Origin of the sequence: Buttiauxella sp. B2, assembly GCF_006376615.1 — a bacterium.
GTDB lineage: Bacteria > Pseudomonadota > Gammaproteobacteria > Enterobacterales > Enterobacteriaceae > Buttiauxella.
Window position 1 is genome coordinate 254,131 of the sequence record NZ_VEXQ01000004.1, and the last position, 16,000, is coordinate 270,130.

Consider the following 16,000-nt stretch of genomic DNA (forward strand, 5'->3'; position numbering starts at 1 on the left):
GTAGTGAAACAGTGATGCGTAATGAGTGCTCTTTATTGTTTTTGTAGCAGCTAATAAGCTTTATCTCAATCACCTGACAGTCATACAAGAGGCAAATCATGAGTCAAACAATTGCATTAGTGACCGGCGGAAGCCGTGGATTAGGAAAAAATGCAGCATTGAAGCTGGCCCAGCGTGGCGTGAATATTATTCTGACTTACAACAGCCAGCAGCAAGAAGCGCTCAATGTGGTACGTGAAATTGAGCTAACAGGCGTGAAAGCAGTGGCAATTCAATTAAATGTCGCTGAAAGTACCGGTTTTTCTGCTTTTGCTACGGAAGTGAAACAACAGCTCCATGATGTATGGCAGCGCGACTCCTTCGATTATTTATTGAACAACGCCGGAACGGGCCTTGATGCACTGTTCGAAAAAACAACAGAGCAACAGTTTGATGATTTAATGAACATCCATTTGAAGGGGCCATTTTTCCTGACTCAGCATCTATTGCCGCTGATTAAAAACGGTGGACGTATCCTTAATGTTTCAACCGGATTGACGCGTTTTGCCCTGCCGGGTAAAGCCGCTTATGCCGCGATGAAAGGGGCGATGGAAGTGCTGACGCGCTATCAGGCTAAAGAGCTGGGCGCACGTGGTATCTCGGTCAATATTATTGCACCGGGCGCAATAGCGACTGATTTCGGTGGCGGCGTGGTTCGTGACAATGAACAGGTGGCCAATGCGATTGCCGCGCAAACAGCGCTGGGCCGTGTGGGGCAACCTGATGATATTGGTAATGCGATTGCCGTACTACTCAGTGATGAAAGCGGCTGGATGAATGCGCAGCGCATTGAAGTGTCCGGTGGGATGTTTTTATAAGGGTATGTGGATAATGCCGGATGTCGCTTACGCTAATCCGGCATACGAAATGGTGTAGTAGGGTGGATTAGCGCAAGCGGCATCCACCACTTTATTTGAACTCATTTCTCAGCAAGCCAAAAATCCAATCGTCCTGCCAGGTTCCTGCAAGAAAATAGTTTTCGCGCAGAATCCCTTCCGGCTGAAAACCTACTTTTTCCAGCACTTTCTTTGAGCCAATATTCCCGACCGTTACGGTTGCTGTGAGTTTGCGGATGGCGCATGTTTCAAAAGCAAATTGGCACACGGTCTGAAGCGATTCGGAGCCGTATCCTTGCCCATGAAACACAGGGTCGAGGATAAAACCGACTTCTGCTATATCGTCTTCACTGCGTACAAAACCCGTGAAACCAATGGGTGTGCCGTTATACTTGTCGCGCATTGCCAGGCAAAGCCAGTGCCGGCTATGCATTTCCCACGGTACCAGACGTGAATTAAAGATCTGGCGGATATCTGCTTCTTTGCGTTCATCGGAAACATAACGCATTACAACGGGATCTTGCTGCAAGCGTAAAAAGAGCGACCAATCTTGCTCGGTAATGTGCGTTAAGCTCAGGCGTGGAGTGAAAAGTGGATGCATGATTTTTAGTCCACTATAAATAGCGTTGCGCCAATAGCCGTTGAAGAACGGTGCGGTTCGGCGTTATCCGCTACCTGATAGCTCATTCCCGGTTTTAACGTAAACATGCGGCCATCTTCCAGTTCGGTTAGCAATTCCCCCGCCAGGCAAAATAAGACGTGGCCTTTTTGGCACCAATGGTCTGCGAGATAACCGGCGGTGTATTCCACCATCCGAACGCGTATTTCCCCGAATTGCTGTGTGCGCCACAATGCTTTCCCGGTGATACCAGGATGTTCAGTTGCAGCGAGTGTCGTCCAGTCGGTGGTATTAAACGGCAGGTCTGTAATACGCATTATTATTCCTTATTATTTTTGCAGGTGATGTTTGCTCCTTTAGTGATATCAGCAAAAAAATAACGGCGCCAATATTTAGCACCGTTATTAAAGGTTATTTCCAGCGGGATAAATCATCAGTCGTCAGCCCAATATCCTGTAGTTGTTCCTTACTCAACCCTTGTAGGGTGCGTGCAGTTTGGCGTAGCAACCATCTTTGGCGGAAATAACGGTAAATCATCACGAAGCCGTAAAAAGGCTTATGTGGTCTGTTTTCTTCAAAGCCCATGGTGTGATTCCTCGTAGTGTTGACGAGAACCATCATGCGCCGCCATACAGATTGCAGGCAGACTCAAAAATAACTTTTATTTAACATACAGACGCGCTAAAACAAGATCTGAATGGTGATTTCGCCACCGTTCTGTACTGTTTTTCCTGTCTGTATGGTTGATTAAGAGGATACAGCATGACGCGTTACCAACATCTTGCCACTTTGCTGGCGGAGCGCATTGAACAAGGCTTGTATCGCAGTGGCGAGCGCCTGCCCTCAGTGCGTAATCTGAGTAGCGAACACGGCGTCAGTATCAGCACAGTACAGCAGGCTTATCATCTGCTCGAAGACAGGCAGCTTATTTCCCCGCAGCCACGTTCTGGCTATTTTGTCACGCCACGCAAATCGCAGCCGCCGGTTCCACCATTGACTCGTCCGGCACAACGTCCGGTTGAAATTACCCAATGGGATGCGGTACTTGAGCAACTGACCGCACGGCAAAACGGCGAAGCGATAGCATTTGGTAGTGGCGCACCGGATGTCACGCAGTCAACCATCAAACCGTTCTGGCGCGAAATGAGCCGCGTTGTGCAGTATCAAGAGGCGGAACTTCTGGGTTATGACTGTATTAACGGTATGCAGGAGTTGCGCGAACAAATCGCCCGTTTGATGCTCGATAGCGGTTGTGTCGTCACTGCGGATGACATCGTGGTAACCACCGGCTGCCACGAAGCGTTGTCGATTGCCATTCGTGCAGTGTGTGAACCGGGCGATATTGTGGCGGTGGAGTCACCTTGCTTCCACGGTACGATGCAAATGCTGCGCGCATTTGGCATTAAAGTTGTTGAAATACCAACGGATTCTGAAACAGGGATCAGTGTGGAAGCCCTTGAGTTGGCGCTGGAGCAGTGGCCGATTAAAGCGGTGATTCTGGTGCCTAACTGTAATAATCCGCTGGGCTTTATTATGCCGGAGGCGCGTAAAAAAGCGGTTTTGAATCTCGCGCAACGATTTGATATCGCCATTATTGAAGACGATGTTTACGGCGAACTGGCTTATGAATATCCACGGCCGATGACCATAAAATCGCTGGATGTGGATGGGCGAGTGCTGCTGTGCAGCTCATTTTCCAAAACATTAGCACCCGGTTTGCGCCTTGGCTGGATTGTGCCTGGGCGTTATTACGACCGCGCGATACACATGAAATACATCGTGACCGGCAGCACCCCTACTTTTACACAACAGGCAGTGGCTGAGTTTGTGCGTAATGGTCACTACCATCGCCATTTACGGCGTATGCGCCAGCATTATCAGCGTAACCTCGAAGTGTTCACCTGTTGGGTACGTCATTATTTCCCATGCGGGATTTGTGTTTCTCGCCCACAGGGCGGTTTTCTGATGTGGATTGAGCTACCGGAACATATCGATATCGTCCCGATTAGCGAAACCCTGCGCCAGCATAAAATCCATATTGCGGTGGGATCACTGCTTTCGGCATCCGGGAAGTATCGCAATTGCTTGCGCTTGAATTATGCGCTGCCGTTCGACGCCACCACTGAAGCCGCGCTGCGTAAAATGGGTGAAGTGATCGGCCATGTTTTTGAAAACGGTTAATTTTCCCACGCTTTTACAGCCATAGAATCCTGGCCCACTGAGCTAAAATTCTGTGCAATGGCGCTCTTACCCCTGGCGCTCGTACCTTACAAAGGAAAATCATGACCAGCGCTGCACAGTTGCTGATGCGGGAAAAGTTCGAGACTTGCCTGAGTGTGATTCGCCAGGCGTCATTGCAAATCCTGCCACTTCTTACAATCAAAGCCGCAGAAGGCAAAGATCCACAATGGTTTTTCCAACAGCTTGAACAAGCCCGTTTGGCTCTGGGAAGCTGGATGGCGGTGGCAAAACGTTTAAACCTCAGCGATGCCGAAATCTCGCATTTCACGCTGTTACTACGCCATTTACAGCAACTGGTACCGGAGTATGAAAGCGGCCAGGAAGTCAGCCATAACCAGCTTATCGCCGCGCTGCGTTTTGTGAGTTATCTCGAGCTGGTGCGCGCAAAGCAACCGTTGCTGGGGTACTCGACCGAAATTGAAAATAACGATAATGGTCAGCAGCAAAAGGCGATGCGCCAGATGCGTGCGCTGGAGTTGATGTTCAAAGGTTTGGTGGATAAGAGTTATGCCAGCCAGTCGCAACTGGTGCATAAACTGAAAACGCAGTTTGGCGCGGATTGTGTGCGTCGGTGGTTGAAGAATGGCGAGCGGGGCGACATTCTAAGCGGTATGCGCTTTAGCGAATTGGCTTTAATGGTGGTCGATAAAAAAGAATACGCGAACCATTACGCCGGGCTATTTCAGCATGCTTCGCAACTGAGCCTGCTGATTGACCAGCGCAAAACACTGCAAACTTTTCTCGATGATGTACGCGAAATTCGTAACGACCTCGTTCAGCAACAGACTTTAACTTCTGTACAGCTTGCGTTGCTTGATGGCTATTATCAGGAAAGCAGTGCGGCGATTCAGCGTGCTTTTGATGATGGGCGAACGAAAGTTAATCCGGCAGCGCTGTTGGCGGCAGATGACGGGCAACTCCAGAGTTGGCTTGCGCAGGCGCAAAAAAAATACCAGGCAACGGGACGCGATACTGAAGAAGTACGCGACACCATCGAACGGCCAGATCTGCGTAATACCAAAAGAAAACCCGACAGCAGCGAAACGCTGAAAATGCTGATGTGGTGCGCGGCGGGTGTGGCCGTTATCGGTGCGGCAATTTTCGGTATGTATTCCCTGAGTGATATCACCGACAAGCCAGCGGTTGCGAAAAGTGTACCGGCGAAAAATACAGTTCTTGATTCATTACCGGAAACTGAAAGTGCACGTGAGAAGTTGGCTAATATTGGCATTGCGTGGGAAGAAGGGAACTTACGTTCAGCCATCGAGCGTGGCGACACCACCGTCGTGCGCCTGTTTATGCTTAGTGGTATGAACTGGAAAGTGTATTACACCGAGTCTGCACTGGCGGGCGATTATCGCGATGCGCTAAATACATTGCTGCAATACCGTTCACAAATGGACGAGGACAATCCGTGTCGGCGAATGGTCAGAACCCTCAGCCAGGCGATGAACGACGGGCAAAGTTTGACGGCGCTGCGTAAACAATTCCTGAAAACATTTTGCAGTGCGCCTGAAACCATCAAGCGCCAGAAAGAGGAATTAAACCGTGCGAAATTGCGCCTTGATGCGCAATTACAACGTAAACCTGCTCAGTTGGATACCGACGAAAAGCGTGCCGTGGACATTCAGAAAGCGATTTATGACGCGATGCGGTGAGGGATTTCCCTCACCGCAGTATTCAAGAAACCAGGGTTTCTGCTATTACCACCAGGCTTCCCACATTGCGCCAACGTTGAAGGAATCAAGCTGAGTGTTGTCTTCACCTGCAACACGCGTGGTGTGGTTGCTTTCGACTTGCCCGCCCGTCACGTAGAAGCGCAGCATTGGTCGGAACTCTGGCCCCATGGCGATGGAAATGTTCTGCGAGAGCGTCAGTTTCCAGCCTTTGTTATCGCCATCATTTTCGTAATCTACGCGCTGATAACCTGCTTCAAGCCAGGTTGAATGCACATTGTTCCAGAAATACATTGGGCGAACGATGGCACCGTAGTTGCGACGGTTGTCCTGCGTTTGCTGGTCGTTGTCGTAATCGTGGAAGGCGAGAAGATATTCCACCTGCATTTGTGGAGTGAACTTATAGTTCCCTTCGAAGCTGGTATATATCGTATGCAAACCGTTGGTTTTGTTATAAACACTGTTATCGGAGTGGTCAGAGTAACGGGCGATGATTTTGTTCAGGCTGCTTTCGCCGGTATGGCTTAACACCACCGCACCCTGCCAGGCTTTGGAACGGTCGTCGCTGTCGATAGCTTTGGAATCAAAACCGTAGTTAGCGTACAGCTCGAAATCGATAGGGCCGAATTTGATGCCGTGCAGTTTTGATGTTGCCGCGTAGTTACCTTTATCGCCCGTACCGGAGCCGCCGGTACAAGAGATGCGCGACGGGTTGCTGCCGTCATCGATCATTTCAGGATCACACTGTTCCACAGAGCCAACCCCGGCCAGGTCAAGTTGCGCGAAGCCGAGATCGAAGTTTTTCACCCCTGCGCCTTGCCCATCGTGGTTCATCCAGAAGTAATCGTTTATGCCTTGTTGTGGGCGTTGATGGAAGTCACGGCCTGCCCAGAAATAGGCATTCGGTTGTGATTCAAACAAATTGGTGACGCCTGCATAGGCTTTTTTCAGGTTAACTTCGTCGCCCCAGTGGTCGATCATCACGCCGACATCCCACACTGCACCGGCTTCGCTTTTAAAGGCTTTAGTGAGCTGGAATTCACCACCGTTGCCTTCGTTTCCTAAACGCCCAATGGCAGAGGAACCGTTATATGAGCCATCAACGCCGATATACTTTTGGTCACCTGTCTGGAAATGCGCACCGTAACGCGCATAACCGGTAAATTTAAGCCCCAATGGAATGGAGAGATCCGGCGTAGTAGGAACTTGTGGCGTGACCAGGGTATCGGTTTTTTTAAGTCGTGCCGCATCTATTTTCGCTTCACGATCGGCCAGTGCTTTATCGACGGCCTTAGCAACTATTTGATCAATCTGTTCCTGAGACATTGTTTCTTGTGCGAGTACAGAAATTGGGCAAAGCGCGGCGATAACCGCCATTGTTAATGGAAGCTGTTTAATTATTTTCATTGTAATCTCAATTTAGTAATTTATTTTTTAGACAATAAACATCCTGCTCGTGATTAATAGAGAGAAACTCTATAATCAAAACATATTTATTTTTTATACTTTAATCGGATTGAACTTAATTAAAATTATTTACGTAATGACTTCTCCCAGCCAGAGGTGAAAGGGTTTTATTTTTATTTTTGATAAAGATGAATAATTTCTGTCGATAACTCACGCGCTAACATTGATGTCATTAAATGATCCTGTGCATGAACCATTATTAATGTCATCGGTTGTTTGGCCTCGCCAGCATCCTGTTCTATTAGCTTGGTTTGCATTTTATGGGCTTCACGAGCGTAGCCATCAGCTTCCTGTAGAAGCAGTTTGGCTTCTTCAATATTGCCTTGACGTGCCGAATGCAGTGCTTCAAAACACAGGCTACGTGATTGCCCAGCATTCATAATAATTTCCATTACGGCTTCTTCTAATTCAATCATCACTTATTCCAGAGTTAATATCGGTATTGATTAATTGCTGGTTACCGTTTCTGTCAGCGGGGTGCGTGCTTCTTTTTCTTCGGCAGTTTTCTGTAATGAACGCTCGTAAGCGCGCAGGAATGGCAGATAAATAACGGTGGAAACAACCATGCAAATTACACACATAATGACCGGGCTAAAGGCCCAGTTTGTTGCCCATGACGCACCAATAGGAGCTGGCGTCGTCCACGGAGTCAGGGAAACCACTTGCGCCAACCAGCCTAATTTCGTGGCGGTATAAGCCAGAATCGCATTCACCATTGGTACGCAAATAAACGGAATGAACAACAGCGGGTTCATGATAATTGGCGCGCCGAACAGAATCGGTTCGTTGATATTAAAGAAGCTGGGAACGATGCCCATTTTACCGATAGTGCGTAAGTGAGTGACTTTGCTACGCAGTAGCAGGAAGGCTAATGGCAATGTGGAACCGACGCCGCCAATCAACAAATAGTGATCCCAGAAACCTTGCAGATAGATATGTGGTAACGCAGTGCCAGCAGCAAGGGCCGCCTGGTTTGCCGCAAGGTTGGTCATCCAGAATGGGTTCATGATGCCGGTAACAATGAGTGAACCGTGGATACCCGAGAACCAAAAAATTTGGCACAGCAACACAGACAACAAAATGGCAGGCAGGGAATCGGATGCGGATACCAGCGGTGCCAGCAGATGCATAATCGCTTGCGGCATAATCATGCCGGTTTGCGCCTCGATGAATAAATTCAGCGGATGCAGCGTACCGATAATTACCACTACAGGGATCAGAATTTCGAAGGAGCGTGCAACACCTGTCGGCACTTCTTTAGGTAAACGAATAGTGATTTTGTGTTCTTTCAAGGCGGCATAAATACGTGTGGAGTAAATCGACGTAATCAGTGCGGTGAAAATACCTTGTCCGGAAAGGTACTGTGTGGAAATTTTGCCATCGGCATACGGTGCCGCAACCAGCAAAAATGCCATGAAGGCCAGCAGGCCAGACATTACCGGGTCGAGATTAAACTGCCGCCCGAGACTTGCGCCAATTCCAACCGAGATGAAGAACGTCATCACGCCCATGCTCAGGTTAAAAGGCAGCATCAATTGCTCACGGTAAGTTTGTGAAAAATCTAACCAGGCGCGGGCAAAGCCAATGGTGGTATCTGCGGAGAACGGCGGGAAAATAAATACCAGCATAAAGGAGCCGATAATCATAAACGGCAGAGCTGCGGTGAACCCATCACGAATAGCGATAACGTACTTTTGTTGCCCCAGACGACCGGCCAGCGGGGTGATGGATTGCTCAATCACCGTCACCATAGATTGATATAGCGAACTCATTTGAAAACCCTTTTAGTTAGCCGCTCTGATTAGCGACAGAGCATAATCCAGCACCTTATCGCCACGCTGCATTCCGTAGTCCATCATCTCGATGGCTTGAACGGGAATACCGTGAGAGGCAGTCTTTTCTGAGAGCGTACTTAACATATATTTCACTTGCGGCCCGAGCAGCACGACCTGATAGCGTGGAAACTGCACATCAAATTCAGCGACGCCGTAAGCCTCTATTTCAACAGGTAATCCACGTTCTTCAGCCACAGCCAGCATCTTTTTGACTAGCATGCTGGTAGACATTCCGGCGGAACAACACAACATGATCTTGACCATTAAAACTCATCCTTAAAATGTAAATAAAGTATTGCGGAAATGATTTGATACTTTATGGAAACCGTTTTCCATCCGTAGCAAACGGAACTGTGATATTCATCAATATCCTGTGTTTATTGGGTTTGCTTATTGGATCGTCATCACAAAATTGTTTGGTGAATGTATGGTTTGGACATCAAATGGAAAATCGGTTTCCATGAAAAATGGAAACGACTATACTGAAAGTGGCGGCAATATTAGCCAAAGTTGTATTCAGGACAGACAGGCAAGTACCAGAGCCTGAAAAAGGAAAATGATGTCTACAATCAATGATGTATCGCGTTTAGCTGGGGTTTCTAAAGCCACAGTATCACGAGTGTTGAGTGGATCTCGTGGGGTCAAGGAGGCAAGCCGCCTGGCAGTACTCAAGGCGGTGGAAGAATTGCATTATCGTCCCAATGTTATCGCACAGTCCTTGCTTAGCCAGTCAACGGGCTGTATCGGCGTGATTTGCGCGCAAGAAAATATCAACCAAACCACCGGTTATCTGTATGCGCTGGAGAAACACCTCAGCCAACATCAAAAGCATCTTTTGCTGCGTTTTGCCAATAGCAAAACCGAAGTGATGCATGCTCTTGAAGAACTTACCTGCGGTCTGTGTGATGACGTGCTGATTATCGGCGCGCGTTTTCCGCTAAATATCACCGATGAGGGCATCATTCTGGTGGATTGCGTGGATGTTGATTCCAGCAACAGCATTCAGTTTGATCATGCCTTTGCCGCAGAAACTGCGTGTAATTATTTGATTAAGCAGGGAAGAAGGCAGATTGCCGTTATCAATCCGGATTCATGCGGTTCCGTTGATCAAATCTTGTTAGGGTATAAACGTGCACTGGAAAACAATTTCCTGCCGTTTAACCGCAATCTTATTTTTATGGATTCAACGTCTTCATCGGTGGCGCTACAAGTGCTGCTTAACAACAGCACGACGCTGAATTTCAACGCATTACTAGTGCCTGACGAGCAAGAAGCGCAGCGCATCATTGCGCAATTGCAGGCGTTTAATAAATCCGTGCCGGAAGACATTATGGTGTTTAGCCTGGCGGGTTCGCTGCATTTACCGGGTATTCCGGCCATACCTGCTATTGAATATTCAATGGATGCGATGGCGGCAAGAATTGTGGCGTGGCTGACTGAGAAAACCAAAAGTGCACTGGGTACAAACGTGCTGCGTGGGGACTTGATTATTCCTGACATGCAGGGCAGGAAGTAGGCATGAATAAGCCTGATTGTAGGTCGGATTAGCGTAGCGACATCCGACAAACATATGGTCAGGAATGGCATTAACAGGTGGGTGTCGCTTGCGCTAACCCACCCTACAAAACCCGTACAAAGCTCAATACAGACAGTAGGTCGGATTAGCGTAGCGACATCCGACAAACATTCAAAACCCGTACGAGGCTCGGCTTAGTGAGTCGCTTCACCGATTAGGGCACCGCCGCCCGCGCCTACAGCCGCGCCTTTTAAGACGCTGTTGCCCGTTGCTACCGCCGCAACACCGCCCACTGCGGCACCAATCGCACCACCTTTACGAGCGGCTTTGCCGGTGTCTCCGCTTTTGAACATGGCACCAGTACCACCACCGACGACCGCGCCACCAACGGTACTTTTCACGCTTTTACCTGTAGCCGCACCAATTGCAGCACCAGCCAGTGCGCCACCAGATGTTTTATCTATAGCAAACACGTTACCTGAAAAAGCGAAGGTTAAAATTAATAAGCCTGGAATGTATTTTTTCAAAAAATTGTCCTCCTGGACATAAATGCAAATTGACCAGAAACGAGCGTTTATTCTGTTCTGGGTGAAAATTGGCCAGTTTTAATACTTAATATCGCGAGCTTGCTCGCGGCCATTTTGTTTACTTTGGCGTTTGTCCTGGCGGCAATCATGATTACTTTTGTTATTGCTGACAACGCACTCGCGTTTATCCTGGCGCGAAGTATCGCGGGTATCCTGGCGTGTATCTCTGGCTTCCCTGCGCTGCTGGCCTTGTACCGTCGCATTTGCACTGCCGATGGAAAATGTGGATAACACAATGACACCAGCCAGGATTCCAATCAACGATGAAGATTTTGTGTTCATAAGATAAATCCTAGAAAATGAGCGATACAGAATCGGAAGAAATATAAATTCAAACAGCTATAACCTAAATAGTATAGTTTCGCCTGTTACGTCTAAATGTAACTAAATGGCTATAAATATATATTTCTTTGCACTTTTATCGTTTTTATTTCACATCCACATAAGAATTAATAAGTTAGCGCTTTGATTATTTGAGCTGTTTTTATTTTTTTGGATAAGAAAAAGGCTGTGGACCCTAAGATCCACAGCCTGTTGATTTATTCCCATACTGGAGGTTAAAAATGCGGATTAGCGTGGGGTAACTTAATGGGTTGCTTCGCCAATCATACCGCCTGCGCCGGCCCCTACGGCAGCACCTTTAAGGACACTTTTCCCTGTAGCCGCCGCAGTACCCGCGCCCACCACGGCACCTACAGCACCGCCTTTCCTTGCTGCTTTTCCTTTGTCACCACTCTTGAGCATGGCTCCGGTGCCAGCGCCCACCACTGCCCCGCCAACGGTGGATTTCACACTCTTGCCGGTTACGGCACCAATCGCGGCACCGGCTAACGCACCCGTAGCTGTTTTATCCATGGCGGCAGCCGGTAGCGTAATCGCTAATGACAAGATAAAAATGATGCTATTAATCTTCATGATATTTCCCTTACTCCAGCATAGTATTAGTTTGCCAGACGTAATCCCTGCTCAGGTAGGTATATTCCCCTGCGGGAGCAGGTCACAGGAGAAAACTTAAATTAAACGACCTGAGTCCTGTGCATTAGCGAACCCAAGCAATGTAGCCTGGAATGACCACGGTTATGGCGGTCGTTCATAACGGTATTCCTTAATATTAATCTCTGGCGAGATTAATATTTAATCTGACGGGCAGTCTGCCTGCCATCTTGTTTAGTCTGGTGTTTATCCTGACGGCAGTCTGAGTTAGATTTATTATTACTTTTAATACAATCTTGATTTTGACCGCGAGAACTATCGCGCGTGTCTTGCCTCACCCCTCTTGCATCCTGGCGTTGCTGCGATTGATCAGTAGCATGGGCAGTAGAGACGACGAATCCAAACATCAACAACATTCCTGCAAATGCAGCCTTAAAGCAGTACAGCTTACGTTTCATTTAAATATCCTGAAGTAAATAACAGTTCTTAATGCTACGCCGAAAATTATGCGCAACTATGCCAGTAATGAATTATTCCATTTTGTTATTTTCTTTCAAGTTTTTACCGGTCCATTTTTATAATACTGATATGTTTGAGTCCGTAATAAACATCATTTTGAAACAAGTTAATACAGTAATATTAAAGGATTCGCGATTAATGTATTACTTCAGAATGCTCGAGGCCATGGCAGTCCTGATAAGCGATTCCTAATTATAAATATAGATCCTGGATTATTGTTGCTTATGGTTACGGTCAGCAATAAATATATCCTCGTCGCCATTTTATAGTGAGATATCATCCCATCGGGAGCATGCTGATGATATCCCTGTGTTGGACCACCTTCGATATTAATTTTTTTGGACTTTATGGAAACAATAATGAATAAATTCGTTCGCGTTGCATTACTGGCCACTGCTATTGCAGGCACCTCTTTCGCCGCTCAGTCTGCACAGACGACTGTTACACCGGTACCGTCTCAGGATCCCATTGTGCAGCATCTGAAACTGAGCAGCGAGCAGGTGTCAAAAATAGAGTCACTGCATCAGCAACTGGGAGACAATATTAGTAAAATTTCTGAAAAAGATATTAAAGATGGCGCATTGATTGGCATCATCCAGTCTGGAAAATGGAATGAATCTGCGGTGAAAAAGCAGCTAACTGCCTTTAGTAAAATCGACCAGCAGGCTCGTTACTATAAGGTGAAATACTATTTTGATCTCAGCCAGGTATTGACACCAGAACAACGCCAACTCGTGCAGAATGATCTGGTCAAAGCTGCAACTGAGTAAATAACTTACCCCGCCAGCAGTGGTGGGTTTTCTCCCCCTAATTTTTACAGGGTTTTATCAGCCTGACCGGGCTGATAATTATCTTTGCCATACCGGTCGCCTTCAAATATTGAGTCATTTACCTCATCAATTTCCATTCTGCCGGCAAAGAGAATAACTTGTCATGCTGACAACAAAACAAATTCAGAGTTTTTTTGATACCATCCACACAGGTAAAGACTTTCCATATATTGCAGCAAAGCTGAAAACTATAGGGATTAATGGTTACACTTATCTTGTTAGTAGCGGAGATTCTGCTTTTTACAATAAGCAGGATGAAATACGGTTTTTACCGGGGAGAGGGATTGCCAGAAACATTACTCCACAAGCCGATCCCGCACGTTTTTCCCATATTCTCCGCACGCATCAGATGGGCAAGATAGACTTCACTTTATTCAGCCAGCAGGCGGCAGATGCCGGTATCAATTTATGGGTTGTCGACCTCATTAGAATGAACGTCAGTTATTTCTCACTCAATGGTTATCTTCTTCATGAAGAAACCATTCCTGTTGTACCTTTTCCGGTATGAATACCAATGCGAAGAAGTTGTTCTTTTTCTAATGCCAAATTAACTCTAATTTTATTATTTGCGCGTCACGGAATATAAAGTTCTATAAATATATTTCCACATGATGTTACTAATTTCCATTAATGATTATTTAGAATTGGTGTGTATATCACGTAATATTATCCACGCAGAATGCTCAATATTAATAGTAGGCTGCATAATGATACGTTGTTTAACCACCAGGATATTATGATGACAAAATTAGCTCTAATGCTGGGCATGTATGCGGTAATGGCGTGCGGGGCTGCGAATGCAGCAAATAGCCAGACTGTAACTAACGCAAAAGCAGCGTGCCAGGCCAACCCGACACAATGCTCGCAGGCAAAAGCAAATGCACAGAAAGAAGCTCAGGCTGCCAAAAGCGCTTGTGCCAAAAACCAGGCTGCGTGTGATAACGCTAAAACAAAAGCCAGGAGTGCAGCTAAATAATATTAGCTAAGAGGGAAGGCTCAGTGATGAGTCTTCCCTCTGTTTATGTCTAATGAATTTCTCATGCAGAATATATAGCGGTGGATTGGATATATATAATTTGTGGTGTTGTTAGATGTCACCGTCTGGCTCAGAACGAACGTCACTGGGCAACCAGCAGGCTACAAACTTTCCGACATAGCCTCTGCTGCCAAAATTCGTCGCAAGCAGGCAACCTGCAACACAGCTGGAATCGTCACCCGGAAAGCACTGCCGCTGACTGCTTTTACACCATTCAGAGCGGCACCTAACGGCCCACCCAGACCTACGCCGCGCACCAGACCATGTCCTATCACACTCATTGCAGCGTGGGTGCGAAGAATACGGCTCAGTTGGCCGGACAATAAATGGGACACGCCGCTGGCCAGTTTTTTGTCTTTCATTAATTGAGGCAATAATTCTTCCAGCTCCGTCACCCGCGTATTGACAGCGGCCAGAAATTCCGCTTTATGGGTCTCATTCATTTTTTTCCACGCATTACGCAGAAAATGTTCCAGCAGGTTTTGCTCAATATCAAAAGTGGGCATCTCTTTGTCTGCTTTCAGTCCCAGGCGTTTACAAACATCTATTAGTATCGCCCGGTACTGCGGGCCGTGCCCACGGAGCTTGTTGGCAATACTGTCACCGCCAAAATGTTGCAGTTCGCCGGCAATCAGTTGCCAGCACTGCCGGTGGCGTTCCGGGTGCGCTTCCAGTGACTGGTACTGCGTGTGTTTTAGCAATTCGCTGGCAAGGCGCCGCTTGCCGTTATCATCATGCGTGAGTAATTGCGCAATGTTTATCAACTGTTCTTCAGTACAATGTTGCAGGAAATGTAAGTCCTGGTCATCTTTATACGTTAACCCCATAATAGTGGTTCCTTTAATTAACTGTTATACCCACGGGGCACAGCAATATAGGTTATTTCGCAGTGAAGGTATAAATAATGGCGTGCATCCAAAAATAGATGTTTATTAAATTTAATAAAATAACAGCAGTTAAAACACGGCTTAAGCAGAGTCTTAATCAGCAGCCGCAACAGAACAGTGTTGAAAGATATCCAGACTCAGATAGGTGGCATCAAATTTATTAGCAGACATTAGCGGAACGCAGGGGTAATGGCTCGGCTTTTCATCATCAAGCAGCCCGGAAATATCTTCACTGGAAAACATGCTCAGGTCATTAAGGCTCAGATACCAGCACTCGAAATCAGCGTAAGAATTCAGGACCAGTATTTCTTCACTGTTGTTACACAGATGTAGGTCGCTTCGGTTAAAAGTACGCATATTAATTATAGACAAATGACATGGTTATTGCGGCACTGATGGTGCCAGGAGTCGCAGCACCTAAGGAATAAGCCTGAGTATATAAAGGATAATCGACTCCACCATCAGTAATGGGTATATACATTGTTTTCCCGTCACCCATACCATACACACTGCTTGCCTGTAACAAAACCGCAACATTTTTTGCAGTCCCACCATTTGCATACAACCAGTCAGGCATGCTTGATTCGCTGGCACCATGAAAAGTCGCCGTAACTCCAGTGGTGCCTGCCGGGCAATCGATCAGTTTGATATGAAACTCTACCATTGCCGAGCGAGCGCCGTTGCTGGCCAGATCGGCAGCCTGAATATCATCTCCTAGTGCGATAGTCGTTGGGTTAGTGGGGTCCACTTTGCATGGTGAGGCAACAATAGTCCCTGTAATATTAATTTGCACATCGTCGCTTGCCATCGCTGATGCGCTGCCCGTTAATGTACTTATTAATAAAAAAAAGAGCAGCGTACGTTTCATTTAAATATTTCCTGAAGATAGATATTAGTTAAAGGATATCTTTTATCACGCTTAGCTAAAAAAGATTTATTCTCTAATTGAAGATGTAAAAATAGAATTCCAGCGTTCGCC

At 46.9% G+C, this 16,000-nt stretch carries 20 protein-coding genes; 7 read left to right on the plus strand and 13 right to left on the minus strand.

Annotated features, from left to right (window positions below; genetic code table 11):
• The first annotated feature begins 98 nt into the window (after window positions 1–98).
• A complete protein-coding gene (locus tag FH968_RS07710; RefSeq protein ID WP_139878557.1) occupies window positions 99–857 on the plus strand; it encodes an SDR family NAD(P)-dependent oxidoreductase in 759 nt (252 codons plus the stop codon).
• Between the two features lie 91 nt (window positions 858–948).
• Here the strand turns inward: FH968_RS07710 and FH968_RS07715 are convergent, their stop codons facing one another.
• The 3 genes from FH968_RS07715 to FH968_RS07725 form a co-directional block, all read right to left on the minus strand.
• Window positions 949–1,476 (minus strand): GNAT family N-acetyltransferase, encoded by a 528-nt coding sequence (locus FH968_RS07715; protein WP_139878558.1) that lies wholly within the window; start codon window positions 1,474–1,476, stop codon window positions 949–951.
• 5 nt (window positions 1,477–1,481) lie between these two features.
• Window positions 1,482–1,811 carry a DHCW motif cupin fold protein gene (locus FH968_RS07720; RefSeq protein ID WP_139878559.1) on the minus strand — a complete coding sequence of 110 codons (330 nt, stop codon included), beginning with the start codon at window positions 1,809–1,811 and terminating at the stop codon, window positions 1,482–1,484.
• A gap of 94 nt (window positions 1,812–1,905) precedes the next feature.
• On the minus strand, window positions 1,906–2,079 hold the full coding sequence (locus FH968_RS07725) for a DUF1127 domain-containing protein (protein WP_139878560.1): 174 nt from the start codon (window positions 2,077–2,079) through the stop codon (window positions 1,906–1,908).
• Between the two features lie 177 nt (window positions 2,080–2,256).
• On the opposite strand from FH968_RS07725, the gene FH968_RS07730 reads away from it, so the two are divergent.
• Together FH968_RS07730 and FH968_RS07735 are read left to right on the plus strand one after the other, a co-directional pair.
• Window positions 2,257–3,675, plus strand: a complete 1,419-nt coding sequence (locus FH968_RS07730; RefSeq protein ID WP_139878561.1) for a PLP-dependent aminotransferase family protein — start codon at window positions 2,257–2,259, stop codon at window positions 3,673–3,675.
• A gap of 101 nt (window positions 3,676–3,776) precedes the next feature.
• Window positions 3,777–5,393 (plus strand): STY4199 family HEPN domain-containing protein, encoded by a 1,617-nt coding sequence (locus FH968_RS07735; RefSeq protein WP_139878562.1) that lies wholly within the window; start codon window positions 3,777–3,779, stop codon window positions 5,391–5,393.
• A gap of 45 nt (window positions 5,394–5,438) precedes the next feature.
• Here FH968_RS07735 and FH968_RS07740 read toward each other — a convergent pair whose 3' ends face one another.
• The 4 genes from FH968_RS07740 to FH968_RS07755 all read right to left on the minus strand — a co-directional run bounded on the left by FH968_RS07740 (window position 5,439) and on the right by FH968_RS07755 (window position 8,977).
• Entirely contained in the window at window positions 5,439–6,818 is a 1,380-nt protein-coding gene (locus FH968_RS07740; protein WP_139878563.1) for a carbohydrate porin, read from the minus strand.
• Between the two features lie 173 nt (window positions 6,819–6,991).
• Entirely contained in the window at window positions 6,992–7,294 is a 303-nt protein-coding gene (locus FH968_RS07745) for a PTS lactose/cellobiose transporter subunit IIA (RefSeq protein WP_139878564.1), read from the minus strand.
• A gap of 30 nt (window positions 7,295–7,324) precedes the next feature.
• On the minus strand, window positions 7,325–8,650 hold the full coding sequence (locus FH968_RS07750; protein ID WP_139878565.1) for a PTS sugar transporter subunit IIC: 1,326 nt from the start codon (window positions 8,648–8,650) through the stop codon (window positions 7,325–7,327).
• A gap of 12 nt (window positions 8,651–8,662) precedes the next feature.
• Window positions 8,663–8,977 carry a PTS sugar transporter subunit IIB gene (locus tag FH968_RS07755; protein ID WP_139878566.1) on the minus strand — a complete coding sequence of 105 codons (315 nt, stop codon included), beginning with the start codon at window positions 8,975–8,977 and terminating at the stop codon, window positions 8,663–8,665.
• Window positions 8,978–9,272: 295 nt separating this feature from the next.
• Between FH968_RS07755 and FH968_RS07760 the strand changes: the two genes are divergently transcribed.
• A complete protein-coding gene (locus FH968_RS07760; protein ID WP_139878567.1) occupies window positions 9,273–10,229 on the plus strand; it encodes a LacI family DNA-binding transcriptional regulator in 957 nt (318 codons plus the stop codon).
• Between the two features lie 194 nt (window positions 10,230–10,423).
• Here the strand turns inward: FH968_RS07760 and FH968_RS07765 are convergent, their stop codons facing one another.
• The 4 genes from FH968_RS07765 to FH968_RS07780 form a co-directional block, all read right to left on the minus strand.
• Window positions 10,424–10,756: a glycine zipper family protein gene (locus FH968_RS07765; protein WP_139878568.1), complete on the minus strand. Its 333-nt coding sequence runs from the start codon at window positions 10,754–10,756 to the stop codon at window positions 10,424–10,426.
• A 78-nt stretch (window positions 10,757–10,834) separates the two neighbouring features.
• A complete protein-coding gene (locus FH968_RS07770; protein WP_139878569.1) occupies window positions 10,835–11,098 on the minus strand; it encodes a hypothetical protein in 264 nt (87 codons plus the stop codon).
• Window positions 11,099–11,401: 303 nt separating this feature from the next.
• Entirely contained in the window at window positions 11,402–11,731 is a 330-nt protein-coding gene (locus tag FH968_RS07775; protein WP_139878570.1) for a glycine zipper domain-containing protein, read from the minus strand.
• A gap of 212 nt (window positions 11,732–11,943) precedes the next feature.
• The gene (locus tag FH968_RS07780) at window positions 11,944–12,207 is read right to left on the minus strand and encodes a hypothetical protein (RefSeq protein ID WP_139878571.1); all 264 of its coding nucleotides are present in this window, start codon (window positions 12,205–12,207) and stop codon (window positions 11,944–11,946) included.
• A gap of 420 nt (window positions 12,208–12,627) precedes the next feature.
• Between FH968_RS07780 and FH968_RS07785 the strand changes: the two genes are divergently transcribed.
• From FH968_RS07785 to FH968_RS07795, 3 genes are all read left to right on the plus strand, one after another.
• Window positions 12,628–13,038, plus strand: a complete 411-nt coding sequence (locus FH968_RS07785; protein WP_139878572.1) for a Spy/CpxP family protein refolding chaperone — start codon at window positions 12,628–12,630, stop codon at window positions 13,036–13,038.
• Between the two features lie 163 nt (window positions 13,039–13,201).
• Window positions 13,202–13,606: a DUF1398 domain-containing protein gene (locus tag FH968_RS07790; RefSeq protein WP_139878573.1), complete on the plus strand. Its 405-nt coding sequence runs from the start codon at window positions 13,202–13,204 to the stop codon at window positions 13,604–13,606.
• Between the two features lie 231 nt (window positions 13,607–13,837).
• Window positions 13,838–14,074: a late histone H1 gene (locus FH968_RS07795; protein ID WP_223271295.1), complete on the plus strand. Its 237-nt coding sequence runs from the start codon at window positions 13,838–13,840 to the stop codon at window positions 14,072–14,074.
• A 161-nt stretch (window positions 14,075–14,235) separates the two neighbouring features.
• Here FH968_RS07795 and msyB read toward each other — a convergent pair whose 3' ends face one another.
• Entirely contained in the window at window positions 14,236–14,961 is a 726-nt protein-coding gene (msyB, locus tag FH968_RS07800) for an acidic protein MsyB (RefSeq protein WP_139878575.1), read from the minus strand.
• A gap of 418 nt (window positions 14,962–15,379) precedes the next feature.
• The gene (locus FH968_RS07805; protein ID WP_139878576.1) at window positions 15,380–15,889 is read right to left on the minus strand and encodes a fimbrial protein; all 510 of its coding nucleotides are present in this window, start codon (window positions 15,887–15,889) and stop codon (window positions 15,380–15,382) included.
• Window positions 15,890–16,000 lie beyond the last annotated feature (111 nt).